This window comes from uncultured Sphingomonas sp., assembly GCF_936927845.1.
Taxonomy (GTDB): domain Bacteria; phylum Pseudomonadota; class Alphaproteobacteria; order Sphingomonadales; family Sphingomonadaceae; genus Sphingomonas.
Map to the genome: position 1 here is coordinate 85517 of NZ_CAKZHV010000068.1, position 25587 is coordinate 111103.

At 66.3% G+C, this 25587-nt stretch carries 27 protein-coding genes and 1 tRNA gene; 8 read left to right on the forward strand and 20 right to left on the reverse strand.

Translation table 11 applies throughout. The features are described 5' to 3' along the window. Positions 1 to 13: 13 nt before the first annotated feature. The gene (locus Q0579_RS16345; RefSeq protein ID WP_298814296.1) at positions 14 to 832 is read right to left on the reverse strand and encodes an SPOR domain-containing protein; all 819 of its coding nucleotides are present in this window, start codon (positions 830 to 832) and stop codon (positions 14 to 16) included. Then, complete coding sequence (locus Q0579_RS16350) at positions 816 to 1844, reverse strand: lytic transglycosylase domain-containing protein (RefSeq protein WP_298814587.1); 1029 nt, start codon at positions 1842 to 1844, stop codon at positions 816 to 818. The genes Q0579_RS16345 and Q0579_RS16350 overlap by 17 nt, the downstream gene beginning before the upstream one ends. A 112-nt stretch (positions 1845 to 1956) precedes the next feature. Here Q0579_RS16350 and Q0579_RS16355 point away from each other — a divergent pair. Further along, positions 1957 to 2046 (forward strand) — tRNA-Ser (locus Q0579_RS16355). 12 nt (positions 2047 to 2058) lie between these two features. Here Q0579_RS16355 and Q0579_RS16360 read toward each other — a convergent pair. The 13 genes from Q0579_RS16360 to rpsB all read right to left on the reverse strand — a co-directional run bounded on the left by Q0579_RS16360 (position 2059) and on the right by rpsB (position 13915). After that, positions 2059 to 2385 (reverse strand): PilZ domain-containing protein, encoded by a 327-nt coding sequence (locus Q0579_RS16360; protein ID WP_298814297.1) that lies wholly within the window; start codon positions 2383 to 2385, stop codon positions 2059 to 2061. 56 nt (positions 2386 to 2441) lie between these two features. Next, a complete protein-coding gene (gene rpmE / locus Q0579_RS16365) occupies positions 2442 to 2672 on the reverse strand; it encodes a 50S ribosomal protein L31 (protein WP_019514824.1) in 231 nt (76 codons plus the stop codon). 88 nt (positions 2673 to 2760) lie between these two features. Next, positions 2761 to 3255: a 3-hydroxyacyl-ACP dehydratase FabZ gene (fabZ, locus tag Q0579_RS16370; RefSeq protein WP_298814298.1), complete on the reverse strand. Its 495-nt coding sequence runs from the start codon at positions 3253 to 3255 to the stop codon at positions 2761 to 2763. 11 nt (positions 3256 to 3266) lie between these two features. After that, entirely contained in the window at positions 3267 to 3929 is a 663-nt protein-coding gene (locus Q0579_RS16375; protein ID WP_298814299.1) for an OmpH family outer membrane protein, read from the reverse strand. Then, positions 3929 to 6679 (reverse strand): outer membrane protein assembly factor BamA, encoded by a 2751-nt coding sequence (gene bamA / locus Q0579_RS16380; protein WP_298814300.1) that lies wholly within the window; start codon positions 6677 to 6679, stop codon positions 3929 to 3931. Before bamA ends, Q0579_RS16375 begins: the two co-directional genes overlap by 1 nt. 58 nt (positions 6680 to 6737) lie before the next feature. After that, positions 6738 to 7871 (reverse strand): RIP metalloprotease RseP, encoded by a 1134-nt coding sequence (gene rseP, locus Q0579_RS16385; RefSeq protein WP_298814303.1) that lies wholly within the window; start codon positions 7869 to 7871, stop codon positions 6738 to 6740. After that, entirely contained in the window at positions 7868 to 9025 is a 1158-nt protein-coding gene (gene dxr / locus Q0579_RS16390; protein ID WP_298814305.1) for a 1-deoxy-D-xylulose-5-phosphate reductoisomerase, read from the reverse strand. The genes rseP and dxr overlap by 4 nt, the downstream gene beginning before the upstream one ends. Next, positions 9025 to 9765 carry a phosphatidate cytidylyltransferase gene (locus tag Q0579_RS16395; RefSeq protein WP_298814589.1) on the reverse strand — a complete coding sequence of 247 codons (741 nt, stop codon included), beginning with the start codon at positions 9763 to 9765 and terminating at the stop codon, positions 9025 to 9027. Before Q0579_RS16395 ends, dxr begins: the two co-directional genes overlap by 1 nt. 47 nt (positions 9766 to 9812) lie before the next feature. Then, entirely contained in the window at positions 9813 to 10553 is a 741-nt protein-coding gene (locus Q0579_RS16400) for an isoprenyl transferase (RefSeq protein ID WP_298814307.1), read from the reverse strand. Positions 10554 to 10575: 22 nt separating this feature from the next. Then, positions 10576 to 11133, reverse strand: coding sequence for a ribosome recycling factor (gene frr / locus Q0579_RS16405; protein WP_298814309.1), 558 nt, complete (start codon positions 11131 to 11133; stop codon positions 10576 to 10578). A 3-nt stretch (positions 11134 to 11136) separates the two neighbouring features. Continuing rightward, positions 11137 to 11865 (reverse strand): UMP kinase, encoded by a 729-nt coding sequence (gene pyrH, locus Q0579_RS16410; protein ID WP_298814311.1) that lies wholly within the window; start codon positions 11863 to 11865, stop codon positions 11137 to 11139. A gap of 147 nt (positions 11866 to 12012) precedes the next feature. Then, a complete protein-coding gene (gene tsf / locus Q0579_RS16415) occupies positions 12013 to 12948 on the reverse strand; it encodes a translation elongation factor Ts (protein ID WP_298814313.1) in 936 nt (311 codons plus the stop codon). Positions 12949 to 13093: 145 nt separating this feature from the next. After that, positions 13094 to 13915, reverse strand: a complete 822-nt coding sequence (rpsB, locus tag Q0579_RS16420; RefSeq protein WP_298814315.1) for a 30S ribosomal protein S2 — start codon at positions 13913 to 13915, stop codon at positions 13094 to 13096. A 313-nt stretch (positions 13916 to 14228) separates the two neighbouring features. On the opposite strand from rpsB, the gene Q0579_RS16425 reads away from it, so the two are divergent. Then, positions 14229 to 14462, forward strand: a complete 234-nt coding sequence (locus Q0579_RS16425; RefSeq protein ID WP_298814317.1) for a hypothetical protein — start codon at positions 14229 to 14231, stop codon at positions 14460 to 14462. Here Q0579_RS16425 and Q0579_RS16430 read toward each other — a convergent pair. Beyond that, positions 14404 to 15201 carry a phosphatidylcholine/phosphatidylserine synthase gene (locus tag Q0579_RS16430; protein WP_298814319.1) on the reverse strand — a complete coding sequence of 266 codons (798 nt, stop codon included), beginning with the start codon at positions 15199 to 15201 and terminating at the stop codon, positions 14404 to 14406. The genes Q0579_RS16425 and Q0579_RS16430 overlap by 59 nt on opposite strands. Positions 15202 to 15203: 2 nt before the next feature. Beyond that, positions 15204 to 15926, reverse strand: a complete 723-nt coding sequence (locus Q0579_RS16435) for a phosphatidylserine decarboxylase (RefSeq protein ID WP_298814321.1) — start codon at positions 15924 to 15926, stop codon at positions 15204 to 15206. 155 nt (positions 15927 to 16081) lie between these two features. Between Q0579_RS16435 and Q0579_RS16440 the strand changes: the two genes are divergently transcribed. Further along, positions 16082 to 17302: an NADP-dependent isocitrate dehydrogenase gene (locus tag Q0579_RS16440; RefSeq protein WP_219768743.1), complete on the forward strand. Its 1221-nt coding sequence runs from the start codon at positions 16082 to 16084 to the stop codon at positions 17300 to 17302. Positions 17303 to 17309: 7 nt separating this feature from the next. On the opposite strand, the gene Q0579_RS16445 is transcribed toward Q0579_RS16440, so the two are convergent. After that, a complete protein-coding gene (locus Q0579_RS16445) occupies positions 17310 to 17726 on the reverse strand; it encodes a hypothetical protein (RefSeq protein ID WP_298814326.1) in 417 nt (138 codons plus the stop codon). Positions 17727 to 17953: 227 nt separating this feature from the next. Between Q0579_RS16445 and Q0579_RS16450 the strand changes: the two genes are divergently transcribed. Further along, the gene (locus Q0579_RS16450; RefSeq protein ID WP_298814329.1) at positions 17954 to 19738 is read left to right on the forward strand and encodes a cation:proton antiporter; all 1785 of its coding nucleotides are present in this window, start codon (positions 17954 to 17956) and stop codon (positions 19736 to 19738) included. Positions 19739 to 19816: 78 nt separating this feature from the next. Then, positions 19817 to 20968: a glycosyltransferase family 1 protein gene (locus Q0579_RS16455; protein ID WP_298814331.1), complete on the forward strand. Its 1152-nt coding sequence runs from the start codon at positions 19817 to 19819 to the stop codon at positions 20966 to 20968. On the opposite strand, the gene Q0579_RS16460 is transcribed toward Q0579_RS16455, so the two are convergent. Together Q0579_RS16460 and Q0579_RS16465 are read right to left on the reverse strand one after the other, a co-directional pair. Further along, a complete protein-coding gene (locus Q0579_RS16460; RefSeq protein WP_298814334.1) occupies positions 20965 to 21267 on the reverse strand; it encodes a DUF2218 domain-containing protein in 303 nt (100 codons plus the stop codon). The two genes, Q0579_RS16455 and Q0579_RS16460, sit on opposite strands and share 4 nt — an antisense overlap. Then, positions 21267 to 21746, reverse strand: a complete 480-nt coding sequence (locus Q0579_RS16465; protein WP_298814592.1) for a PadR family transcriptional regulator — start codon at positions 21744 to 21746, stop codon at positions 21267 to 21269. Before Q0579_RS16465 ends, Q0579_RS16460 begins: the two co-directional genes overlap by 1 nt. 247 nt (positions 21747 to 21993) lie before the next feature. Here Q0579_RS16465 and Q0579_RS16470 point away from each other — a divergent pair, with 247 nt between their 5' ends. The 3 genes from Q0579_RS16470 to Q0579_RS16480 are packed head-to-tail and all read left to right on the forward strand — an operon-like array spanning position 21994 to position 25576. Then, positions 21994 to 23325, forward strand: a complete 1332-nt coding sequence (locus Q0579_RS16470) for a replication-associated recombination protein A (RefSeq protein ID WP_298814337.1) — start codon at positions 21994 to 21996, stop codon at positions 23323 to 23325. Further along, complete coding sequence (locus Q0579_RS16475) at positions 23303 to 24685, forward strand: serine hydrolase (protein ID WP_298814340.1); 1383 nt, start codon at positions 23303 to 23305, stop codon at positions 24683 to 24685. Before Q0579_RS16470 ends, Q0579_RS16475 begins: the two co-directional genes overlap by 23 nt. Positions 24686 to 24700: 15 nt before the next feature. Next, positions 24701 to 25576: a hypothetical protein gene (locus Q0579_RS16480; RefSeq protein WP_298814342.1), complete on the forward strand. Its 876-nt coding sequence runs from the start codon at positions 24701 to 24703 to the stop codon at positions 25574 to 25576. The last annotated feature ends 11 nt before the right edge of the window (positions 25577 to 25587 follow it).

Consider the following 25587-nt stretch of genomic DNA (forward strand, 5'->3'; position numbering starts at 1 on the left):
CTCGCGCGGTCGTTCAAGGAGCAGGGATGATCGAAGCGCCACCATAACCACGCGAAACCGCGGCGTCACGTGCGCGCTGCGCCGCGGTGCGATCGGCGAACGGGCCGAGCCGGACGCGCCACAGCCCCGCCGCCTGCTCGACATATCCGCCGAGCGCACGCGCGGTTGCACGGGCGCGCGCTTCGTCGCGCAGGGCAGCCACCTGCACGAGCGGCCCGGTCACGCGGACCGGTGGCCGCCCGGCCGTCGCGATCGTTTTCGGTTTGGTCGCGACCGCGGTGATCTTGGGCGCGGCTGCTGGCGCGGCGACCTTGGGTCGAACTGCACCGGGAACCTTTACGACAACCGATCGGGTCTCGCTCTGCACCGCCGCTCGCCCAGATGCTTGGCGGCGAAGCGCACGGAGCAGCGCGTCCGGCGCGGGAAGGCGCGGTGAAGCGCTGGTTCCGGCGCGCAGCGCGGCAAGGTCGGCAGCACTCGGCTGGATGCTGCGCACCCGCACTGTATCGTTACCGCTCGACAGGCCGAGTGCGTGCGCAGCCGCGGCCGAGAGGATGATCTCGGCGTTGCTGGGTCCCGCCGGCCGTGCCGTCACCTGCACGAGCGTGATCTGCCCATTGTCGAGCGCGGTGACCTCCGCCACCGATCCGAGCGGTAGCTGCGCGTGTGCGGCGGTGAACGTTGTGCCCTCGCCGGTGGTGGCTCGCCCGACATGGTCGTACGCACCGGCATCGCCATTGCCCGCCGTGCCGCGTGGTCCGGAAATCGCGGCGTCGGGCTGCTGCGCTGCGAGCAGCAGCGGCGTGAGCAGCAGGCTAGCGCGCGATTTCATCGGCCAGCAATCCCACCGACAAGGCGTAGAAGTTCGAGCAATTATAGTCGAGGATCACGCGGTAATTGCCCGTCAGCAGATAGGCAGTCCGGCCAGGTCCATCGGGCTCGATCAACACCGCCTGCACCGTCTCACGCGGCCAATAGCCACGCTGCGGCGAGATACCCAGTGCGCGCCATTCCGCCATCGTGCGCCAGCCGCTGTGCCGCGCGAACACGCGCGGGCAACGCGGCGAGACGAGCCGGTTTGAGACAGCAGCGCGATCGAAGCCCGGCGGCACGTCAACGGCGACCCCCCATGGCTCGCCCGCGCGCCAGCCCGCCTGGGTAAAATAATTACCGATCGAGGCGAGCGTATCGGGCGCGCTGTTCCAGATGTCGGCAAAGCCGTCGCCGTCAGCGTCGCGCGCGAGCCGCAGATAGGCGGAGGGCAGGAATTGTGGGTTGCCCGTCGCCCCCGCCCAGCTGCCGACCAACCGCGCGCGAGGAACACCGCGATCGATCATCTTCAACGCCGCGATGAACTCACCCTGGAACAGGCTGCGTCGGCGCCCCTCGTAGGCGAGCGAGGCGAGTGCGCGCAGCAGATCGAAATTGCCGGTGTAGGCGCCGTAATTCGTTTCATGCCCCCAGATCGCGACCATGATCTCCTCGGGCACGCCGGTCTGCGCCTCGACGCGCGACAGCCGTGTGCGCTGTTCCTGGTAGGTCGCGCGACCGCGCCGGATCCGTGCCGCGTCGACGTGCTGCGTGCGATAGGGCGCGAACATCGGAACTGCGCTGTTGCTGTTCTGCTCGGGCTGCTGGCGGTCGAGCCCGACGACACGGGGATTGTAGGTCAAGGTCGGAAGCACCGCATCGACCGTCGCCGGCCGTACACCGGCCGAAATCGCCTGCGCACGCAGCCCGGTCAGATAGGCTTGAAACCCGCTTTCATCCTGCGCGCCCGCGGGCGAACCGCCGATCAGAAGGCAGGCCGTCGCCACGACACCGGTGCGCCACGCGGCACGGATCACTCGCACAATTCGCATAAACGCGTTCTGACACAGCCTAGCAGGCAGGCAAACCGCCAATTGTCGCCGGGCTTGCACGCGACACCGCAACCGGCCTAAGCGGCACCAGCGCGGAGAGATGGCCGAGTGGTTTAAGGCAGCGGTCTTGAAAACCGCCGTGGGTTCACGCTCACCGTGGGTTCGAATCCCACTCTCTCCGCCAATCGCTTGTGGCTCAGGCGAAGCGTTCCAGGAGCGCGTTATACGCATCCTCGTCGAGCGATGCGTGAAATTGGCAGCCGGCGACGAAATCGTCGGCCCATCGCACGTCGGCGGCGATCGGACCAATCTGCGGCAGATTGAGCCAGATCGTCTGGCCGCGCTTCATCGCGCTATAGGTGTGTAGCCGACAGCCGTGCTGCGACAGATCGACGACCTTGCACAAGGTGCGCCCTATACCGCCCTGCCCGCCGAGCCCCGCGTCAAAGGAAACCGGCGCACGCGGAGCGCGGCGCCGGCCTTGCGTTTGTGCTGGTTCAAATTCGGCCGCGAATGTTGCCATGCCGGGGATGCTAGATCAGCATCCCTAACAGGCGATTACCACCGCGGCCGATGCGCTTACTTGCGAAGCGTGAGACCGCCACCGAAACGCTTGTTGAAGCGCGCGACCTGCCCGCCCTGGTCGAGCATCTGGCCACGACCACCGGTCCATGCCGGGTGCGCCAGCGGATCGATCTCGAGCGTCATCGTGTCGCCTTCCTTGCCCCAGGTGGAGCGGGTTTCGTACACGGTGCCGTCGGTCATCTGCACCTTGATCATGTGGTAGTCGGGGTGCGTTCCGGTCTTCATGGCTATTCTCCGATCATCGGCTGGTTCCGACCAGCCTGGAAGCGCGCGCGAGTAACGCCCGCGCGCGCGAAAGTCAAAAGGCTCGCGATCACGCCGTCTTGGGCGGGTCGGCGATCATCGCGGTGAAGTTCGCCTGTGCGGCGACCTTGCCGTCGATCAGCGCACGACCGGCAAACTTGCACACGCGCTCACGTTTCTGCACGAACTCGACCTCGAGCCGCAGCAGCACGCCGGGTTCCACCGGGGCGCGGAACTTCGCCTCGTCGATCGCCATGAAGTAGACGAGCTTGCCCGAGCCGACGAGGCCCAGGCTCTCCACCGCGAGCACACCCGCCGCCTGCGCCAACGCTTCGACGATCAGCACGCCCGGCATGATCGGACGTCCGGGAAAATGCCCCTGGAAGAAGCTTTCGTTGATCGTTACCGCCTTGATCGCGGCGATCGACCGGTCGGGGATCAACGCCTCGACGCGGTCGACCAACAGCATCGGATAACGATGCGGCAGCGCCGCCATGACGCGCGTGATATCGAGCGGGCCGATCGACCCGCTCGATTCTACCTCGGCGCTAACCGAATCGGTCACGTGCGCGTCGCTCACCGACCGGTCGGCGCCTTCCGGTTGCTGGTCGCCGGCGCGGCAGCGGCGGGCGCTGCTGCGGCCGGGGCACCAGCGGCCTGACCCGGCTGCCAGTTCGCGGGCACTGCGGTGCTGACGCTCGGCACCAGGCGGTCGAGCTCGGCGGTGATCGCGGGCGTAATGTCGGCGGCGGGCTGCGTGAACAGCGCCGCCTGCGGCGAGATCAGCAGGCTGACGTTCTTTGCCTTCACGACGTTCTGCACCGCGGTGGCGAGCTGGCGCTGCACCTGCTCGGCGGCGTAAGCGCGTGCGCGCTGCGCCGGCGCGGTCAGACGCCCGAGCTCGGCGTTGCCGGCCTGCTCCTTGGCCTGGATCGCCGCGAGCTGCGGACGCAGCGATGCCTCGGTCGCGCCGGGCGCGCGTGCGGCCGTCTGTGCAGCAGTGACGAGCGGCTGGAGCTCGGCCTGGATCGCGTTGCGGCGGGTGTTCGCCTGGTCAAGCTGCGCCTTGTAGGTCGTCTGGATCTGCGACACCGCGGTGGTGAAGGCGCGCGAGTTGGCGATGGCCGCCTCCGGATCAGCGACGGCGACGCCGTTCACCTGTGCGCTGGCAGCACCGGCGGCGATGACGCCCGGCGTCGCGAGCGCGGCGGCGAGCAGGATGGTCTTGAAGGTCTTCATCAGAACTGCGTCCCTACGTTGAAGGTAACAAGTTTGGGATCGTCGCCCGGCTGGGTAACGAGTGCCTTGGCGAGATCGATACGAAGCGGCCCGAACGGCGAGTTCCAGTTGACGCCGACACCGACGGTGACGCGCGGCTTGGCCGAGTCACCCAGATACTGCTCCTGGAACGGATTCGCGCGGATCAGCGGATTGTTCGGCACGACGCCGTTGCAGGTGCCGCCCGCGCCCGGAATACCGGCCGAACAGATCGTCGGTACGGTAGTGCCGTCCGCCAGCGTGTAGGTAAATTGCGGCTGGCCGAGATCGTTGGTCAACGGCAGCGGCAACACCACCGTCTTGCCGTCGATCACCGTCGTCGGGAAGGTCGCCGTCAGCGGCGGGCGTTTTAGCCCGAACAGGCTGCCGACCTGCGCGTAGATCGACGGGCGCAGACCCAACTCGCGCGCACCTGAGCCGAGCGGCAGCTCGAGCTCCAGCTTGGCGAGGTAATAGGCACGACCGCCGAGCGCGTCGTCGGTGATCTGGCTGCGATCGGTCTGGAGGATCTGGTTGCCGTTCTCATCAACCGTGTACGGCGTGCGCAGCACGCGCGGGCCGACACCGCGAATGTCGAAACCGCGGAATTGCGGCATGCCGAGATAGAAGCGGTCGTTGATGCGGATGCGATCATTGCCGTCGGCACGTGCACCCTCGAGCGAGTGGATATAGCCACCTTCCGCGGTCACCGACGCGATGAAGCCCTTGCCCAGCCCCTTGAACTTGGCGCCTTCAACGCGCGAGCGGATGTACTTCACGTCACCGCCAAGGCCTGCGAAATCCTGGCTGAACGACAGCCGCTGACCCGCGGTCGGGCGCAGGCGGCTGTTGAGGCTGTCGTAGATCAGCGAATAGCCGATCGACGAAGTGAAGCGATTGCCCAGTGCCGAGCAGAGATAGCTGCCCGCCTTCAGCACGTCGCACTGACCGTTGGTGAAGAAGGTGTTCCGGTCGAGCGTCACCTCGTCGTACGACAGTCCGTAGCGGCCGGTGAGCTGCCAATATTCGGTCAACGGCACGCCGGCGCGCACCTGGAAGCCGGTCGACACCTGACCGTAGGTCGTGTTGCGATCGTTACCGATATAGTTGAACGAATTATAGTCGCGGCGGAACACGTCGACACCGACCGCGATGTTGCGATCGAACAGATATGGCTCGGTGAAGCCCAGCTCGATCGACTTCGAATAGCTGGAGTAGTTCACACCCGCGCGCAGCTCCTGTCCGCGCCCGCGGAAGTTGCGCTGCGTGATGTTCGCCTGGATGATGAACCGCTCGAGGCTCGAATAGCCGGCCGACAGCTGAAGCTCACCGGTCGATTTTTCCTCGACATTCGCGTTCAGCACGACGCGGTCGGGTGACGACCCCTGCTCCTGCTTGATCTCGAACTTGTCCTGGAAATAACCCAGCGAGTTGATGCGGTCCTGGCTGCGCTTGACCTGGAAGCTGTTGAACGCATCGCCCTCGGCCAGACGGACCTCGCGGCGGATCACCTTGTCCTGCGTCTGCGTGTTGCCGGTGATCTCGACGCGCTCGACATAGGTACGCTGCGCCTGCGCGATGTGGAAGTTGATCGACATCGTGAGCGCGTCGCGATCACGATTATATTCCGGAGCGACATCGGTGAAGGCGTAGCCGAACAGACCGGTCGTCTGGCTCAGGCTGTCGATCGTGTCCTCGACCGCCTTGGCGTTGTACCAATCGCCCTTCTTGATCGACAGCGTCTTGGCGAGTTGCTTGCCGTCGAAATCGCGGATGTCGCTGTCGACGGTGATGTCGCCGAATTTGTAGCGCGGGCCTTCCTCTACCACGTAGGTGATGATGAAGTCCTTCTTGTCCGGCGTCAGCTCGGCAACCGCCGAGGTCACGCGGAAATCGGCGTAGCCCTGCGTCAGGTAGAATTGCCGCAGCTTCTGCTGGTCGTAGGCGAGACGGTCCTGATCGTACGACGTGTTGGACGACAAGAGGCGGAAGAAGCGCGACTCCTTGGTCGCCATCTGCGCGCGAAGCTCACCGTCGTCGAACTTCTCGTTGCCGAGAATGTTGATCTGTCGGACCTTTGACTTCGGCCCCTCGCTGATCTCGAACACCACGTCGACGCGATTTTGGTCGAGGTTGACCATCTTCGGATCGACCGACGCCGCGAAACGCCCCTGGCGGCGGTACAATTCGACGATGCGCGCCACGTCGGCGCGCACCGCGGAACGCGTGAAGATCTGCCGCGGCTTGAGCTTGATCTCCTTGGTGATCTTGTCTTCCTTCAGGCGCTTGTTGCCTTCAAGGATGACGCGATTGATGATCGGGTTCTCGCGCACGCGGATCACGATGTCGCCGGTCGCCGCGCCCGAGATCGACACGTCGGCGAACAGGTCGCTCGCGTACAGATCCTTGATCGCCTGATCGAGCGTCTCGTTGCTGTACGGCTGCCCCTGCCGCAGCTTGGTGTAGCTGAGCGCGGTTTCCGGCTCGATGCGCTGCGTTCCATCGACGCGCAGCGTCTTGATCACGCCTTGCGCCGCCGGTGCGACGTTCGTCGCTGGAGCAGCAGCCGTCGCGGCCGGCGCCGGCGCATTCTGCGCGGCCCGCGGCGATCGCGCTCCGGTCGGCGCGGTCTGCGCCGCAGCGGCGAGCGGCAGCCCGGCGATGATGGTGCAGCCCAGCAGCGCCGGCAGGGCGCGCGCCCGCGAAGTCGAAACGTTCAGAACCGTCACCATGTTACCTTCGAGAAAACCCGTTGCGCTCCCGGGCCGCGCCCGCCCTGCAACACCTGCGTCAGCCGATCAAGCCGGCGAGGTGCCGCCACAGTCCGAAGTTGCCGAGATCGTTAAACGTCACCAGCATCATCAATGCCAGCACGGCCGCCAATCCACCGCGATAGGCCCACTCCTGCGCTTCCGGGCCGACCGGTTTCCGCCTGACCGCCTCGATCAGGTAGAACAACAGGTGCCCACCGTCGAGCATCGGCACTGGCAGCAGGTTGATGAACCCCAGATTGATGGACACCAGCGCGAGGAGGAACACGAACGCATCCCAGCCGAGCGTGATCTGCTCGCCCGACACCTTGGCGATCGCGAGCGGTCCGCCGAGTTCCTTGACCGAGCGGCGGCCGGAGACGATCTGCCCGATCGTCTCGACCATCATCTCCAGAATGTCGCCGGTGCGGCGCACGGCAACGACCGGTGCCTCGAACAGGCCGACCGGCCGCACGATCGGGCGCCCCGGTGCGATGCCGAGCAAACCGACCTGGTAGCTATTGCCGAAGCGGTCGCGCTGCTCCTGCGTGCCGATGCGCGCGTCGACGCTGGCCGGTCGGCCGTCGCGCACGTAATCGATGCGGACACGCTCCCCGGCGCGGATCTTCACGAACCGAACCATGTCCTCGAACGTCTCGACCTGTCGGTGGTCGAGCGCGCGGATGCGATCACCCGCGCGCAGTCCGGCCTGCGCCGCAGCGGTGCCGGGCATCGCCTGCCCGACCACTGCCGGGGTGCGCGCGTCGCCATATGCCATCGCGAACGCCGCCAGGATCAGGATCGCGAGCACGAAGTTGATCGCGGGCCCCGCCGCGACGATGATGGCGCGTTGCCACACCGGCTTCGACTGGAACGTCCGCGCACGCTCGTCCGCCGGCAGCAGCAGCCAGCCGGGATCGCTGCGGCCGGCCGCGCTCATGTCGCCCGCGAACTTCACGTAACCGCCGAGCGGCAGCAGCGCGAGCTTCCAGCGCGTCCCGCGCTTGTCGGTCCAGCCGGCAAGCTCGCGGCCGAAGCCGATCGAGAACGCCTCCGCCTTCACGCCGAACCAGCGCCCGGCGAGATAATGGCCCATTTCGTGGATAAAGACGAGCGGACCGATCACCAGCGCGAACGCCAGGATGGTCAGCAGCAGTCCCGGTGTCTGGATCAAGCCACGCAATCCTCTACGCGCTCGCTCGCGAGCCGGCGCGCCTCCGCGTCGATCGCGATCACCGCGTCGATCGTCTCCGGCGCCTCGGGAGCGTAACGCGCCAAGGTATCTTCCACGATTGCGGCAATTTCAAGAAAGCGCACCCGTCCGCCGAGGAAAGCAGCGACCGCGATCTCATTGGCGGCATTGAGAATAGCGGGCCGTGCGCCCCCCTCTTCCAGCGCCGCGCGCGCGAGTGCGAGCGCGCAGAATCGCACGGGGTCGGGCGCCTCGAAATCAAGCCGCCCAAGCTTTACGAGATCGAGCGGCTCCATCGGCGTCGCCATCCGATCAGGCCAGGCGAGGCAGTGCGCGATCGGCACGCGCATGTCGCTCGGCCCCAGTTGCGCCAGCATCGAGCCATCGACGTAATCGACCATCGAATGGATGACCGACTGGCGATGCACGACGATCTCGATCCGTTCGGGCGCGATGGGAAACAGCCGCGCGGCTTCGATCAGCTCGAGCCCCTTGTTCATCATCGTGGCACTATCGACCGAGATCTTGGCGCCCATCGACCAGTTGGGATGCGTGACCGCCTGCTCGCGCGTGACCGCCGCCATCTGTTCGAGCGAGGCGTCGCGAAAGGGCCCGCCGCTCGCGGTCAGGATGATCCGCCGCACGCGTTCGGGCCGCGCGAAGTCGAAACATTGGAACACCGCATTATGCTCGCTGTCGGCGGGCAGCAGCGTTGCGCCGTGGCGAACCGCTGCCTGTACGATCAGGTCGCCGGCCGAGACGAGCGGTTCCTTGTTGGCGATCACCACCGTGCCGCCCGCGCGGATCGCCGCCATCGTCGGCTTCAATCCGGCGCACCCGACGATCGCGCTCATTGTCCAGTCGGCACCCTGCTCGGCGGCATCGCACACTGCCTGCATGCCGCCCGCAGCCTCCACGCCCGTTCCGGCAAGCGCGTCGCGCAGGGCCGGCAGGCAGGTCTCGTCGGCGACGACGGCACGTTCGGCCCGGGTGCGGATCGCGGCGGCGGCAAGGCGCCCGAGGTCGCAATTGGCGGTCAGCGCGCGAACGCGAAAGCGTTCGGGTTCACGCTCGACCAGATCAAGCGTCGACGTGCCGATCGAGCCGGTCGCACCCAGGATGGTGACGGTGCGCATCACACGATCATCGGCGCAACGACGAGCAGCGCGGCGAGCGGCGCGACCGGCACCAGCCCGTCGAGCCGATCAAGCAATCCGCCATGCCCTGGCAGGACATTGCCCGAATCCTTCACGCCGGCGCGACGCTTCAACCAGCTTTCGAACAGGTCTCCGCCCTGCGCCACCACCCCCAGCACCGGCGTTGCGAGCAGCAGCCTGAGCGGCAGGTCGTAGCCAACGTGGAGCACGAACGCGAACGCAGTCGCGGCGACGATCCCGCCGATCAGCCCCGCCCAGGTCTTGTTCGGGCTGACCCGCGGCGCGAGCTTGGGCCCGCCGATCGCGCGGCCCGCGAAGAAGGCGCCGATGTCGGTCATCCACACCAGCACCAACGCCCATAATGACAGCAGCAGGCCGTGATCCTGCTCGCGGATCAGCACCAGCGCTAGCACCGGCAGTCCGCAATAGATCGTGCCGCTCGCCAACCAGCCACGCCGCGTCACGATCGCGACGAAGAAGAACGCGGCGGCGATCAGCCCGAGCGCGAGAAAACTCGCCCCCGCCGCGATCGGCGCCAGGATCGCGAGCGGCACCGATAGCGCATATTGGGCCAGTCGCTTCTCGCGCGCGGGTGTCGCGGTCAGATCGGACCATTCCGCCATCATGAACAGCGCGATGACCACCATCAGCAGCCAATAAGCGAAGCCGCCGATCCACAGCGCCAGCAAGGCAACCGCCGCCATCACTGCGGCCGCCATCGTCCTGAGCGCCAGTTCGGAGCGACGCGGCCGCGTCGTCGGTGCCGTCACAGACCACCGTAGCGGCGCTGCCGCTGCCCAAACGCCTCGATCGCCGCAGCGAGGTCACGCGCGCCGAAATCGGGCCACAAGGTGTCGACGAACAGCAGCTCGGCGTAGGCCGCCTGCCACAGCAGGAAATTCGACAACCGGTGTTCGCCCGACGTGCGGATCATCAGGTCGAGCGGCGGCAGCTCGCGCGTCTCGAGCTCGCGTTCGATCGATCCCATGTCGATCGCGGCGGGATCGAGCGCTCCGTCACGCGCGCGCGCCGCCAGCGCCTGCGCCGCGCGCACCAGCTCGGCCTGCGCGCCGTAGTTGAGTGCGATCGCCAGGATTGGACCGGTGTTGCCCGCGGTACGCGCCAGTGCGTCGTCGATCAGGTCGACCACGTCACCCGAAAAGCGCGTATAGTCACCGAGCACGCGCAGCCGCACGTTCTCGCGCACCAGTTCGGCGAGGTCGTTGCGGATGAAGAATTTAAGCAGACCCATCAGGTCGCTCACTTCCTCCGCCGGACGCCGCCAGTTCTCCGACGAGAAAGCGTAGAGCGTCAGCGCCTCGATCCCCATCGCGCGCGCGGCGCGGGTCACCGCCCGTACCGCCTCGACCCCCGCCTTGTGTCCGGCTGCGCGCGGAAGCAGGCGCTTCTTTGCCCAGCGCCCGTTGCCGTCCATGATGATGGCGACATGGCGCGGCACCGCGCCACCGCCCGCGGTTTGCGTCTGGACGGCCGTCGCCATCAGCATTCCCCCCTATGCCGACGTTGGCTCACTTGCCGAGGATTTCCTTTTCCTTCGCGGCCGAGACGCTGTCGATGTCGGCGGTGGTGGCGTCGGTCAGCTTCTGCACCTCGCCCTCCAGCCGCTTGCGCTCGTCCTCTGAAAAGACGCCCTTCTTCTCGTCGGTCTTGAGCGCATCCATGCCGTCACGCCGCACGTTGCGCACCGCGATCTTGGCCTTCTCCGAATATTGCCCAGCGAGCTTCGCCAGCTCCTTGCGGCGTTCCTCGGTCAGGTCGGGGATCGGCAGACGCAGGTTCTGGCCATCATTGATCGGGTTGAGCCCCAGTCCGGCGGAACGGATCGCCTTCTCGACCGGGCCGACATTGCTCTTGTCCCACACCTGGACCGAGATCATCCGCGGCTCGGGTACCGAAACGGTCGCAACCTGGTTGAGCGGCATCTTCGCGCCGTACACCTCAACGGTAACGGGATCGAGCAGCGAGGTCGATGCGCGACCGGTGCGCAGGCCGGCGAGATCGCCCTTGAGCGACTCGACCGCACCGTTCATGCGGCGCTCGATATCGGCCTTGTCATACGCGGGCATGGCTTACTTCTCCGTGTTGGACTGAACGATCGTCGACACGCCCTCACCGTGCAGCACGGCGGCGAAATTGCCGTGCTCGCGGATGTTGAACACGACGATCGGAATGTTGGAATCGCGACACAAGGCGACCGCGCTCGCGTCCATGACGCGCAGGTTCTTCGACAAAACTTCGTCGTAGCCGATCGTGTCATACCGCTTGGCGGACGGCACCTGCTTGGGATCGGCATCGTAGACGCCGTCGACGCTGGTGCCCTTGAACAGCGCATCGCAGTTCATCTCGGCAGCACGCAGCGCCGCGCCGCTGTCGGTGGTGAAGAACGGCGAGCCGACACCGGCGGCGAAGATCACGACGCGCCCCTTTTCCAGGTGACGCATCGCGCGGCGACGCACGAAGGGCTCGCATACCGATTGCATCGGGATCGCGGACTGAACCCGCGTGTCGACGCCGATCTGCTCCAGCGCGTTCTGCACCGCGAGCGCGTTCATCACGGTCGCGAGCATCCCCATATAATCACCCGTGGCGCGCTCCATGCCGCGCGCCGCGCCCGAGATACCGCGAAAGATGTTGCCGCCGCCCACGACGACGCACAGCTCGAACCCCTGCGCCTTCACGTCGGCGATCTCTTCGGCGACGCGCGCGGTGACGGTGGGATCGATCGCGAGACCGCCCTCCCCCATCAACACTTCGCCCGACAATTTCAGCAGGATACGGTTGTAGCGCGGTTTGGTCATCGATTCCGAATGGTCTGGGGAAAGGCTGGCGGACCTTAGAGGCGCGACCCGGTGTGAGCAACCCGCCCGACACGCAAACCGCCGCCCCGGCGGGTGCCAGGGCGGCGGCTTATTTACAACACGTTGCGCCTCACGGCGCTGAACGGGTCAGGCGTTCTGCGGCACGCCCGATGCAGCGGCGACCTCGGCGGCGAAGTCGGACTGCTCCTTCTCGATGCCCTCGCCGAGCTGAAAGCGGACGTAATCGACCAGCTTGATCTCGGCGCCGGCATCCTTGCCAGCCTTGGCGACGACGTCGCTGATCTTGGTCTTGCCATCCATCACGAACAGCTGGCTGACCAGCGCGTGCTCCTTGCGGTACTTGGCGATCGAGCCTTCGACCATCTTGGCGATGATGTCAGCCGGCTTGCCGCTCTCGCCCGCCTTCTCGGTCGCGATCGCGCGCTCGCGCTCGATCTCCGCCTCGTCGAGGTCGCCCTCGTTCAGCGCTTTCGGGAACGCAGCCGCGATGTGCATCGCCAGGCTCTTGCCGAGCGACTGCAGCGCCTCGTCGTTCGCCGCGCTCTCGAGCGCGACCAGCACGCCGATCTTGCCCAGACCCGGCGACTGCTGGTTGTGGACATAAGCGACGACGGCGCCCTGCGACACTTCGAGCTTGCGCGCACGGCGGATCGACTGGTGCTCGCCGATCGTCGCGACGTTGTTGGTCAGCGCCTCGGCGACGGTCGTTCCCGACGGCATCGACGCGGCCTTGATCGCCTCGACGTCGTCGCCCGTGGCGAGCGCGATCTGCGTCACTTCGCGCACGAAGTTCTGGAACTGGTCGTTCTTGGCGACGAAGTCGGTTTCCGAGTTGACCTCGACCGCCGCACCCTTGGTTCCGGACACGGCGACGCCGACCAGACCCTCGGCCGCGGTACGGCTCGACTTCTTCTGCGCGGCCGCCAGACCCTTGGTGCGCAGCCAGTCGAGCGCGGCGTCCATGTCGCCCGCGGTCTCGTTCAGCGCCTTCTTGCAGTCCATCATGCCCGCGCCGCTCTTCTCGCGCAGGTCCTTCACCATCGAAGCGGTGATGTCGGCCATCGTTCTGGTCCCTCGAATGTGATTGGTCACCCCGGCCGCCCACGCTCAGCGGCGGCCACAGGGGCGATGAAACAAATGGAGGCCGCCATGTAGGCAGCCTCCATGACAATTGCACGTCACCGCTGATGCGGTGCCGCGCCGGCGATTACGCCTGCGCGGTCGCCGCCATGACGTTGCCTTCGGCGTTCACGTCGGTGTCGATCGGGGCGTCCGCGCCCTGGATCGCTTCTTCCGCCGGCGGCTCGATCATCGCGCCCATGTCAGCGCCGCTGCGCGCCTGCTGCTGCTGGTTACCGCGGGTCGCCGCGATCGCAACCGCCTCGCAGTACAAACGGATCGCGCGCGCTGCGTCGTCGTTCGCGGGCACCGGGAAAGCGATGCCGTCGGGCGACACGTTGGAGTCGAGAATGCCGACAACCGGGATGCCCAGCGTGTTGGCTTCCTTGATCGCCAGCTCTTCCTTGTTGGCGTCGATCACGAACATGACGTCCGGGATGCCGCCCATGTCGCGGATGCCGCCGAGCGACATCTCAAGCTTGTCGCGCTCGCGCGTCAGCTGAAGCACTTCCTTCTTGGTCAGACCTGCGGTGTTGCCCGACAGCTGCTCCTCGAGCGCCTTCAAACGCTTGATCGAGTTGCTGATCGTCTTCCAGTTGGTAAGCATGCCGCCCAGCCAGCGGTGGTTGACGAAATGCTGGCCCGCGCGACGCGCCGCCTCGGCGACAGGCTCCTGCGCCTGGCGCTTGGTGCCGACAAACAGCACCTTGCCGCCCGCGGCGACGGTGGACGACACAAACTCGAGTGCGCGCGCGAACAGCGGCACGGTCTGCGACAGGTCGATGATGTGGACGCCGTTGCGATCACCGAAGATGTACGGCTTCATCTTGGGGTTCCAGCGGTGGGTCTGGTGACCGAAATGCGCGCCGGTTTCGATAAGCTGCTGCATGCTGACGACAGGTGCCGCCATAATGGTATTCCTTCCGGTTAGGCCGCTGGGAAGCGTGTGACGCGTACAGGCTCAAAGCCCGGCGCACCGGTTGTTGATGCTTCCCATGTGGGGTTGAGGACGCCGCGCATAGCCGCGATCGCGCGATCTTACAACCGACAAACAGCACTTGACGACGGAACGTAAGCGGAACATACAGCGGAACAGAACACGAACTTAGCTGGTTTTGGCCTAAGTGGCTCTATTTTCGTCCGAAATGGTCGCAGTGGCGGGAACCGAAGCTCGTGGATGGATGTTGGCGGACGTTGGGTTCGCATTGGCTGAGGAAGCGAACATGCTGATCGTGCTTGATGTTCTGGTGTTCGGGGGCGCTACATTGGGCGCTGTTTATGCAATCTGGGCGACGGTGGCCCCTAACCTGGCGCGCATCATGGACGCGCTCTCGGGCTATCCGCAACCGCGATTCGAACCGCTCGCGACGCTGGTACGCGCCGAAAACCGGATCGCGGTCAGGCGCTGGGCGGCAACGCCGGCTCGTACGTCGTTGCGGCACCGCGAAGCCGCTTGACCCGCGCGTAGCTGGCAATGCTGAACGGCAGCGCCAGCAGATAGCCGACGCATAACAGCGATACCGTCTCCCATGGCGCGGAGACGGCCGCGGCACCCACGACGACGACCAGCGCGATCGCTTCGAAGCGGACGTTTCGGCGCAGTCGTAGCGACGACCACGAAAAGGTTGCGACGCTCGATACCATCAGGAACGCGACGAACACCGTCCACGGCGCAACCAGATAAGGCGATCGCAGCAACGGCTCGCCAGTTGCCAGCCAAAGGAAGATCGGCAGCAATGATAGTCCGGCGCCGGCAGGTGCGGGCGCGCCGGTCAGGAACCCGGCCGATTTGTGCGGCTGGTCATCGGCGTCGATTGCGGCATTGAAGCGCGCGAGACGCAAGGCGCAGAACACTGCCAACACCAGCGCGACCGTCCACCCGAATCGCGGCAGCGTCGAGAGCGACCAAAGATACAGGATGAGTGCGGGCGATACACCAAACGAGATCGCGTCGCTGAGCGAATCGAGCTCGGCGCCGAACCGGCTTTCACCGCGCAGCATGCGAGCGACGCGCCCGTCGAGCCCGTCGAGCACACCGGCGAGCAGCACCATCGCCACCGCCATCGCCCAGTTCTGCTGGAGCGCGAAGCGAACGCCCGAGAGCCCTGAACATAGCGCCAGCGCGGTGACGGCGTTCGGCGCAACCGCGCGCAGCGGCAGCCCGCGTGGGCGACGAAGTTGACGAGCCGCGCGCACGCTTACTGCGCGACCCCGCGGACCGGCGAACCGTTGAAGCGGCCGAGCACCGTCTCGCCCGCGATCGCGCGCTGGCCGAGCACGACCTGCGGAACACAGCCCTCGGGCAAGAACACGTCGACGCGGCTGCCGAAGCGGATCAAGCCGATCCGCTGTCCAGCGGCAACGAGGTCGCCGATCTTGACGAAGCCGACGATGCGACGCGCGACGAGCCCGGCGATCTGGGTGAAGCCGATGCGGCGCCCATCGTAACCCTCGACGACGAAATGCTGGCGCTCATTCTCTTCCGACGCTTTGTCGAGGTCGGCGTTGAGGAACTTGCCCGAGATATAGACGACCTGACGGATCGTCCCCGCGATCGGCGTCCGATTGATGTGAACGTCGAACACCGACATGAACACCGACACGCGCACCATCGGCTCCGCACCCAGGTCCCCCACCAATTCGCGCGGGACCGGGACACGCTCGATCATCGTGATCAGCCCGTCAGCTGGCGACACCACCAGGTCGTCGCCGATCGGGGTCGTGCGGATGGGATCGCGAAAGAAAGCCGCGACCCACAACGTCACGCCCAGCAGCGGCCAGAACAGCACTTTTGTGACAATGGTTGCCAGCAGCGTGATGCCGAACGCGATGGCGGTGAATTTCTGCCCCTCGGGGTGGACGGCGGGGAAGCGCCACTTGACCGTGGACGTGCCCACCGGGGGCTTCTGCAGTGATGACATGCCTGCCGGTCTATCGTCGGCAAACCGCCCTGACAACGCGCCGTGTCGTGGCCCGCGCTTTTCATGTCGTCGTGCTGCCGTTGCCGCGGCGCGCTTGATCCCTGCCCCCGCCCTTTCTATGCGCTGGCGCAACCCCTCCCACAGGAAGAGAGAATATGGCCAAGATCAAGGTGAAGACGCCCGTCGTGGAGATCGACGGCGACGAAATGACCCGGATCATCTGGGAGTGGATTCGTGAGCGCCTGATCAAGCCGTATCTCGATATCGAGCTCGATTATTATGACCTCGGCATCGAGCACCGCGACGCGACCGACGACCAGGTGACGATCGACAGTGCCAAGGCGACGCAGAAGTACGGCGTCGCGGTAAAGTGCGCGACGATCACCCCCGACGAGGCGCGTGTCGAGGAGTTCGGCCTCAAGAAGATGTGGCGCTCGCCCAACGGCACGATCCGCAACATCCTGGGCGGCGTGATCTTCCGCGAGCCGATCGTGATCAAGAACGTCCCCCGCCTGATCCCCGGCTGGACGCACCCGATCGTCGTCGGCCGCCACGCGTTTGGTGACCAATACAAGGCTACCGACTTCGTGGTGCCAGGTGCGGGCAAGCTGACGATGAAGTGGGAAGGCACCGACGGCCAGGTGATCGAGCGCGAAGTGTTCGACTTCCCCGAAGGCGGCGTCGCGATGGGGATGTACAACCTCGACCAGTCGATCCGCGACTTCGCGCGCGCGAGCATGAACTATTCGCTGGGTCGCGGCTGGCCGCTGTATCTCTCGACCAAGAACACGATCCTCAAGGCCTATGATGGCCGCTTCAAGGACCTGTTCGCCGAGATCTTCGAGGCCGAGTTCAAGGACCAGTTCGCCGCCCGTGGCATCGTCTACGAACACCGCCTGATCGACGACATGGTCGCCTCGGCGCTCAAGTGGAACGGCGAGTTCGTGTGGGCGTGCAAGAACTACGACGGCGACGTCCAGTCGGATCAGGTCGCGCAGGGCTTCGGCTCGCTGGGTCTTATGACTTCGGTGCTGATGACCCCGGACGGCAAGACGATCGAGGCCGAGGCCGCGCATGGCACCGTCACGCGCCACTATCGCCAGCACCAGCAGGGCAAAGCGACCTCGACCAACCCGATCGCGTCGATCTTCGCCTGGACCGGTGGTCTGAAGTACCGCGGCCAGTTCGACGGCACCCCCGACGTGACCCGCTTCGCCGAGACGTTGGAGCAGGTCTGCATTGAGACGGTCGAGAACGGCGACATGACCAAGGATCTCGCGATCCTGATCGGCCCCGACCAGAAGTGGATGACGACCGAGCAGTTCTTCGAGGCCGTACGTCAGAACCTCGAGAACAAGATGGCGACCTGGGCTTAAAGGTCCGTCATCGGCGGCGGAGCTCGATCACGAGCCCGCCGTCGCCCCTGAGCGTCTGGATAGCGCCGGGTGCGAGTGCGAGCGACTGGCGCAATTCGACGGTGCTGGTTCCGCCGCAGCCCGCCTCGCTCGGCCGCGTCCAGCGCGCCTCGATCGAGAATATATCGGGCGTTTCCCCGCTACGCGGCGAGCGACGCCCGTTGACGCTGACATCGCGCTGCGCGGTGCCGTACGATTGATCGTTGAACGCGAAATTGGGTTCGAGCGCCTCGCTCTCACTGTGGCGGCACGGTGTCCCGCGCATCGCGTCCACCCACAACTTACCAGACCACAACACGCCCTGCGGTGCGCGGACGACGATGCCGACCGCCACGCGCTCGCGCAACGCTGCGGTGCGATGGAACGGCGTGGTCGGCAGCGCCACGATTGGCGGCGCGGCGTAGGAGAAGCGGCAGCGGCGCCGGCGGCACGTGGGTGATCACGACTTGCAAGAGCAGCAGGACGAGCATGGACGGTCTCCCTTCGGTGATAGGCCACTACCGCCCGATTGAGCACGAAGCTCATCCGCAACATTCTTAACCCGCGCAGCGGGCAGCCCCATGCGCGTCACTCGGTTGGCAAAGCTCCTCATCTCCTTCAAGGGTGGGCGACATGGCGATCGGACTGGAAAACGAAGGCTTCTCGGATGCGCTGGTCGTATTGGGCGCAGCGGGGCTCGTCATTCCGGCCTTCGCGCGTTTTCGCATCAGCCCGGTCATCGGCTTCATCCTAGTCGGCGCGCTGGTCGGACCGGCGGGGCTCGGCGCGCTGACCAAGGCGTTTCCGTGGCTCTATTACGTCACCATCTCGGACCCAGAGGCGATCGAACCGTTTGCCGAGTTCGGCATCGTACTGCTGCTGTTTTCGATTGGGCTTGAGCTCTCCTTCAAACGCCTATGGTCGATGCGGCAGCTCGTGTTCGGCACCGGGGCGGCCGAGCTGCTGGGGTCTGCCGCGCTTATCGCGACGGCGTTGCATCTGTTGGGGCAGCCCTGGGCAGGCGCGGCGGGACTGGGTTTAGCGCTGTCGCTGTCGTCCACGGCGCTCGTGCTGCCGCTGGTGGGGACAACCAGTCCGGTCGGGCGTGGCGCGTTCGCGATGTTATTATTCGAGGATCTGGCGCTCGTCCCGATCATCTTCGCACTTGGCGCAATGGCACCGAGTGCGGGGGACGGTGGCTGGGGACAGATCGCCGGCGTGGCGCTGCGCGGTGGCTTGACCGTGATTGCGATCTATCTTGGCGGGCGCTTCGTCCTGCCGCGCCTGTTCGCGCAGGCCGCGCGCACCAAGAGCCCCGAATTGTTCCTTGCCGCTTCGCTGCTGGTCGTCATCGTCGCCAGCGTCGCGACCACCGCGGCGGGTCTGTCGCCGATCGTGGGCGCGCTGCTTGCTGGTTTGCTGATCGCTGAGACCGAGTATCACAGCGAGGTCGAGGTCATCACCAAGCCGTTCCAGGGGCTCGCGCTCGGCGTGTTCCTGATCACGGTCGGCATGAGCGTCGACCTGCGACTGATCCTCGCCAACTGGCCGTCGCTGCTGCTGGCGGTTTTGGGCGTGGTGCTCGTCAAGGCGGTGGTTACCGCGCTGCTGCTCCGCCTCGCCAATGCACGCCGCGGGGTGGCCGCGGAAACGGGGCTGCTGATGGGGAGTCCGTCCGAGACGACGCTGATTGTGCTCGCAACCGCGGCGCAGGCGCGATTGATCCTGCCGTCGACCGCGACCTTTTGGCAGACGGTGACCGCGATCGGGTTGACGATCACACCGCTGCTCGCGGCGCTCGGTCGCGCGATCTCGCGCCGGCTTGAGCACCGGGCCCCGCTGGAAGAGATGACAACTCCGGACGAGGGGCACACGATCATTATCGGGTTCGGCCGCGTCGGCGAGCTGGTGGCCGACATGCTGTCGCGCCACGATCGCCCCTATCTGGCGATTGAGGCTGACATCGACGCGGTCACACGCGCGCGCGCAGAGGGGCACAATGTCGTGTTCGGCGACATCGTGCGGCGTGAGCTGGTCGACCGGCTCGATCTCGGCCATGCCCGCGCGCTGATCCTGACGATGGACGATCCGGTGCTGACGGTACGGCTGACGCGGCAGGTGCGCGCGCAGTTCCCCGACCTGCCGATCATCGCGCGCGCGCGCGATCCGGGCCACGCGGCCGAGCTGTACCGCGCCGGCGTCAGCGATGCGGTCCCCGAAACGCTGGAAAGCTCGCTGCAACTGTCCGAGGCCGTGCTGGTCGAATTGGGCGCGGCGATGGGCCCCGTGATCGCCTCGATCCACGAGAAGCGCGAGGAGCTTCGCAACGACATCCGTGCCGAGGCAAGGATGTCGCGCGATCCACGTATCCGGCGCATCCGCAGCCGCAGCGAGGTGGAGGCGGTGGAGCCCGGCTGAAGCCTTACTGATTGGTCGATGCATCTTAGACGGGCATCGTCACGTTTCTGCCGAAAACCACGCATAGGTGCGCCACGAATGAAGCCCTCCGACCTGCGCGTCGCGTTGTTCAGCGGCAACTACAATTACGTTCGCGACGGGGCCAATCAGGCGCAGAATCTACTCGTCGACTTTCTTCTGTCTCAGGGTGTCGCGGTCCGGGTCTATTCGCCCACCTCCCCCAACCCCGCCTTCGTGCCGCGCGGCGACCTGGTCGACGTGCCCGCGATCCCGTTTCCCGGCCGCGGCGAGTACAAGCTCGGGCGCTCGCTTCCCGCCGCACCGCGCCGCGATCTCGAAGCGTTCGCTCCCAATCTCGTCCATGTGTCCGCGCCCGAGTTCCTGGGGCATGCCGCGGTCACCTGGGCGCGCGCGCACGATGTGCCGGTGGTCGCCGCCGTGCACACGCGGTTTGAAACCTATTTCGATTATTACCGCCTGGGCTTCATCCAGCCCGCGATCCGCTGGATTCTGAAGCGATTCTACAATCGTGCCGACCGAGTACTGGTGCCCACTCCCTCCATGGGCGAGATCATCCGCTCGCTCGGCGTCGAGACACCGGTCTCGCTGTGGCCGCGGGGCGTCAATCACCAGCGCTTTTCGCCCGATCGGCGCAGCCTGGAGTGGCGTCGCTCGCTCGGTATCCGCGACGACGAGGTGGCGATCGGCTTTCTCGGCCGCCTCGTGCTCGAAAAAGGCTTGGGCGTGTTCGCGGATGTGATCGCGGCGCTGCGCGATCGTGGCGTGCGGCACCGCGTGATCGTGGTGGGCGAAGGTCCCGCGCGCGAGTGGTTCGCGGGACGCGCACCGGAGGCTGCGTTCGCCGGCTTCCAGAGCGGCGACGACCTTGGCCGCGCGGTCGCCTCGATGGATATACTGTTCAATCCCAGCGTCACTGAGACATGGGGGCAGGTCACCTCCGAAGCGATGGCGGCGGGTGTGCCCGCGGTCGCCGCGCGGGCAACCGGTGCGGTCGATCTGATCGAGGACGGCGTCACCGGCTTTCTGGTCGAACCGCAGCAGATCGACCGGTATGCCGAGGCGATCGCGCGTCTGGTCGGCGATCCGTCGCTTCGCGCTCGCGCCGGCGCGGCCAGTCACGCACGCGCGGCCTCATTCCGCTGGGATACCGCGAACGCGCAGGTGCTCGACGCTTATCTCGAGGTCATGCGCGCGCGTACCGCGGCCTAGTCGTCGCGTTCCTGCCAGTCGAAGGTAAGCGGCGCCTCGCGAAAGGCGAAACGGTCGAGATGGCTCGCCACGACCTCGCGCATCCGCGCCGCGTCTTCGTCAGCCGGCACGCGGAGCAGCAGATCGAGCGTCTCATCGCTGGCGCGCATCTCCAACCGACTGTCGTTGGGAAAGGTGATGACGCCCTCCTCCTCCGAGAAGGTGACCGTCATCTTGTGGCTCCAATGCTTGGCGAGTTGCTGAAGGTAGCGGCTGGCCGAGTGGGTCGGCACGCGCGCGACCGAGAGGTGTTCCGCCATCAGTTGAGCCTTTCCACCTTTTGCGCCAGTTCGTCGATCATCGCGGCGATCTGGTGCAATCGATCCTGCGACGCCTCGCCCGAACCCAGACTATGTCCGAGCGCCACCTTGAGATTACCCATTGCGCGGCGGATCGGCGCAGCGTCGACGCGCCCGCGCTGCTCACCCAGCCCGCGCAGCCGCTCGATCAATGCCGCGACCTCGGCAGCGCGTTCGGTGAGGTGATTTCGTCCTTCGTCGGTGATGGAAAAGCGTTTCTTGGCGCCATCGGACTGCTGCTCGGCGATCAGGTTCATGTCGTCGAGCAAGGTCAGCGTCGGATACACGACGCCTGGGCTCGGCGCATAGGCGCCCGCGGTCAGCGCCTCGATCTCGCGGATCAGGTCATAGCCGTGGCGCGCGCGCTCCGCGATCAGGTGCAGCAGCACGAGCCGTAGCTCGCTGCCATCGAACATCCGCTGGCGGCGCCCGCCACGCATGTGCTCGCCGGCGCCGAACCAATTGCCGCCGAACGCGCCACCGCGTGGCCCCTGCATCTGAAAGCGCGCCATCTTGGCAGCGAAACGCGCCTCCCAATGTGCGTGATGATGTGGATGGTGTCTCATGATCGTCTCCTCATCCATGCAAGATATATCTTGAGCGTAGACTTGCAAGATTGTCGGAGATATATCTTAGCCGCGGCTCCGGTGGGCATGACGTACCCGCAGACGGCGGGTAGAAGGATGCATGGCCGATCTTTTCGCCGGATTCGAATCCGATACCTCGACGGTCGCACCGCCGCCGCCGCAAGACGCACCGCTCGCCGATCGGTTGCGGCCGCGCACGCTCGACGAGGTCGTCGGGCAGGAGCATCTGACCGGCCCGGATGGTGCGATCGGGCGCATGGTCGCGGCGGGTCGGTTGTCGTCGATGATCCTGTGGGGGCCGCCGGGCACGGGCAAGACCACGATCGCACGGTTGCTCGCCGACGCGGTGGGTCTGCGCTTCGCGCCGATCTCCGCGGTCTTCTCGGGCGTCGCGGACCTGAAGAAGGTTTTCGCCGAAGCGCGCGACCATGCGCGTCTGGGCAAGCGGACGCTGTTGTTCGTGGACGAGATCCACCGCTTCAACCGCGCGCAGCAGGACGGCTTCTTGCCTTATGTCGAGGACGGCACGGTGACGCTGGTCGGCGCCACGACCGAAAATCCTTCGTTCGAACTGAATGCGGCGCTGCTCAGTCGCGCGCAGGTGCTGATCCTTCACCGGCTGGGCTCTACCGCGCTCGAGCAGTTGATCACGCGCGCCGAAGCCGACGTCGACCGCGCGCTGCCGCTTGATCCGTCCGCGCGTGATGCACTGATCGCGAGCGCTGATGGCGACGGACGATTCCTGCTCAACCAGGTCGAGACGCTTTTCTCGGTCGCGCTCGATGCGCCGCTCGACCCCGCGGGTCTATCGAGTTTTCTCCAGCGCCGCGTCGCCGTCTACGACAAGGATCGCGAGGGGCATTATAACCTCATCAGCGCACTGCATAAGTCGATCCGCGGCTCCGACCCGAATGCTGCGCTTTATTATCTCGCGCGTATGCTGACCGCGGGCGAGGAGCCGCTCTACCTGCTGCGCCGACTGACCCGTGCCGCGGTCGAGGATGTCGGGCTCGCCGATCCTCAGGCGTTGCAGCAATGCCTGCTCGCCAAGGAAGCCTATGACTTTCTCGGCAGCCCCGAGGGAGAACTCGCGATTGCGCAGGCGTGCGTGTACCTCGCCACGGCTCCCAAATCTAACGCGGTCTATGCCGCGCAGAAGACGGCGTGGCGCAGCGCCCGCGAAACCGGATCGCTGATGCCGCCGGCTAACATCCTGAACGCACCGACCAAGCTGATGCGCGAGATCGGCTACGGCAAGGGTTACGCCTACGATCACGACGCCGAAGACGCATTCTCTGGCGCGAACTACTGGCCCGACGAACTCGGCCCGCAGCGCTTCTACACGCCGACCGAGCGCGGGTTCGAGAAGCGGATTGCCGAACGACTGGCTTGGTGGGATGAACGACGCCATGCCAACCAGCCTCGCGACTAGAACGCTCCTGCCTGCCCTGCTCGCCGCAACGCTGATCAGTGGCACGGCTCCCGCACAGAACCGCGGCACAAACCCCGTCGACCAACGCTACGACCGCGCGATCGCCGCCGGGTACAAGGCTGCGACTATCTGCGGCGGCCTCTTCAACGCGGGTCGCAGTCAGGTAGCGGTCGAGGCGCTGGAACTGCGCGGCATCTACCCGGAATATGACGCGCTGGTACCCACACTCCGTGCGACCGTTGATCGCCGGAACAGGAGCGTGACCGTTCCGTTCGCGCCCGATCTGCCCGCACGCCGTGCGACATGGCGTCCGGGCCGCGGTTGCACGCTGGCGCCGATCGGTTCGCCTCCCTCGGCAATCGTTGGTACCTATCCCATCGCGCCTGCATCCGCCTCGACGGGCGCTGATCCGCGCGCGTGGCCATTAGGTGACGCAGGAATTGCGCCTGTACCCTCCCCTGCGCTGGCTAGCATCGTCGCGCGCGCGTTCGCCGACGATGGCCGTGGTACCCGCACGGTCGGCGTCGTCGTGCTGCGCGACGGCAGAATCGTCGCCGAACGCTATCGCGACGGCTTCGGTCCCTTTGTCAGCAATCGCACCTGGTCGGTGGCGAAGAGCATTTCCGGCACGCTGGTCGGACTCGCCGGTGTCGATCCACGACGCAGCGCGCCCATACCCGAATGGACGAGCGGCGACCCGCGGCGGGCGATTACGCTCGACCATCTGCTTCGCATGGCATCGGGGCTGCACAGCGACACCGCGGGCAACCGCACCGACGCGATCTACTTCGGTGGCACGACGGTGACCGAGCAGGCGCCGTCGTGGTCGCTGGAGGCAAAGCCCGGCACACGCTTCCGCTATGCCAACAACGATATCCTGCTCGCCATCCGCGGCCTGCGTGCGTCGCTGGGTGACGCAGCGATGGATCGTTTGCCGCAGCATCTGTTCACGACGCTGGGGATGACGCACACGGTCGCGCAGCACGATTGGCAGGGCAATTACATCCTCTCGTCCGATGTATGGTCGACCGCGCGCGATCTGGCACGCTTGGGTCAGTTTTGGCTGCAGGACGGCGTGTGGCAGGGCAAGCGCGTGCTGCCCGCCGGCTGGCTGCGCTACATGACGACGCCGAGTGGCCCACAACCCGATCGAGCCGAGGGGTATGGCGCGACGATGTGGCTCTTCGGCACCAAACAAGGTCTTCCCGCCGGCAGCTACGCCGCGCAGGGTAATCGTGGGCAATATGTGATGGTGGTACCCTCGGCCAGGCTGGTGGTCGTGCGCCGCGGCGAGGACCCGACCGGCAGCAGCTTCGACATCGCGCGTTTCACCGCCGACGTGCTCGCCGCGCAGCGCTGAGCGCCGGGCTGCGTCGTGACAGCGCCGCCGCGCTTTCGGCATTTCGCAGGGATCGACTGGTCGGGAGCAGTTGGTGAGCGACAGAAAGGCATCCGTGTTGCATTATGCGCGGCCGGACGCGATGCGCCCGCGCTCGTCCGCCCGGATCACGTCTGGTCGCGCCCCGAGATACTCGCCTGGCTGATCGACGACCTTCCGCCCGACACGCTGGTAGGGCTCGATCTCGGCACGGCGCTGCCGTTCTTCGATCGTGGAGGCTACTTTCCGGATTGGAACGAGAGCCCGCCCGACGCGAGCTCCTTGTGGGCGTTGGTCGACCGCATCTGCGCGGGTGACCCGCATCTGGCCGCTTCCAGCTTCGTCGATCATCCCGATGCGGCTCGGCATTTCCGCCGCCACGGCGGGCGCACCGGCGACCTGTTCCCGCCCGGACGCGGGCGCTGGCGCATCGCCGAACACGCGCAAGCGGCGCTAGGATTGAACCCGGTCAGCAATCTCAACCTGGTCGGCGCGGCGCAGGTCGGCAAATCGAGCCTGACGGGCATGCGCATGCTGCACCGGTTGAGCGGACATCTCCCGATCTGGCCCTTCGACCCCGATCCGGGCCACGGCAGCCTGGTGGTGGAAATCTATTCCAGCCTCGCCGCGCGCGAGGCGGGCGGACGCGCCGGCCGCAGCAAGCTGCGCGACGTATCTGCCCTGAACGACGCGCTCGCGGCGCTGGGCAGTGGCGCGATCGCGGGTAGCGGCGCCATCGATGATCACGCGAGCGATGCGCTGCTGACCGCCGCATGGCTGCGCGTCGCCGCCGTCCGTACCGCGCTATGGCACCCGCGCGCGATGACCAATGACGTGGCGCAGATTGAGGGTTGGACCTTCGGCGCGCCGTGATCGGCGGCGCA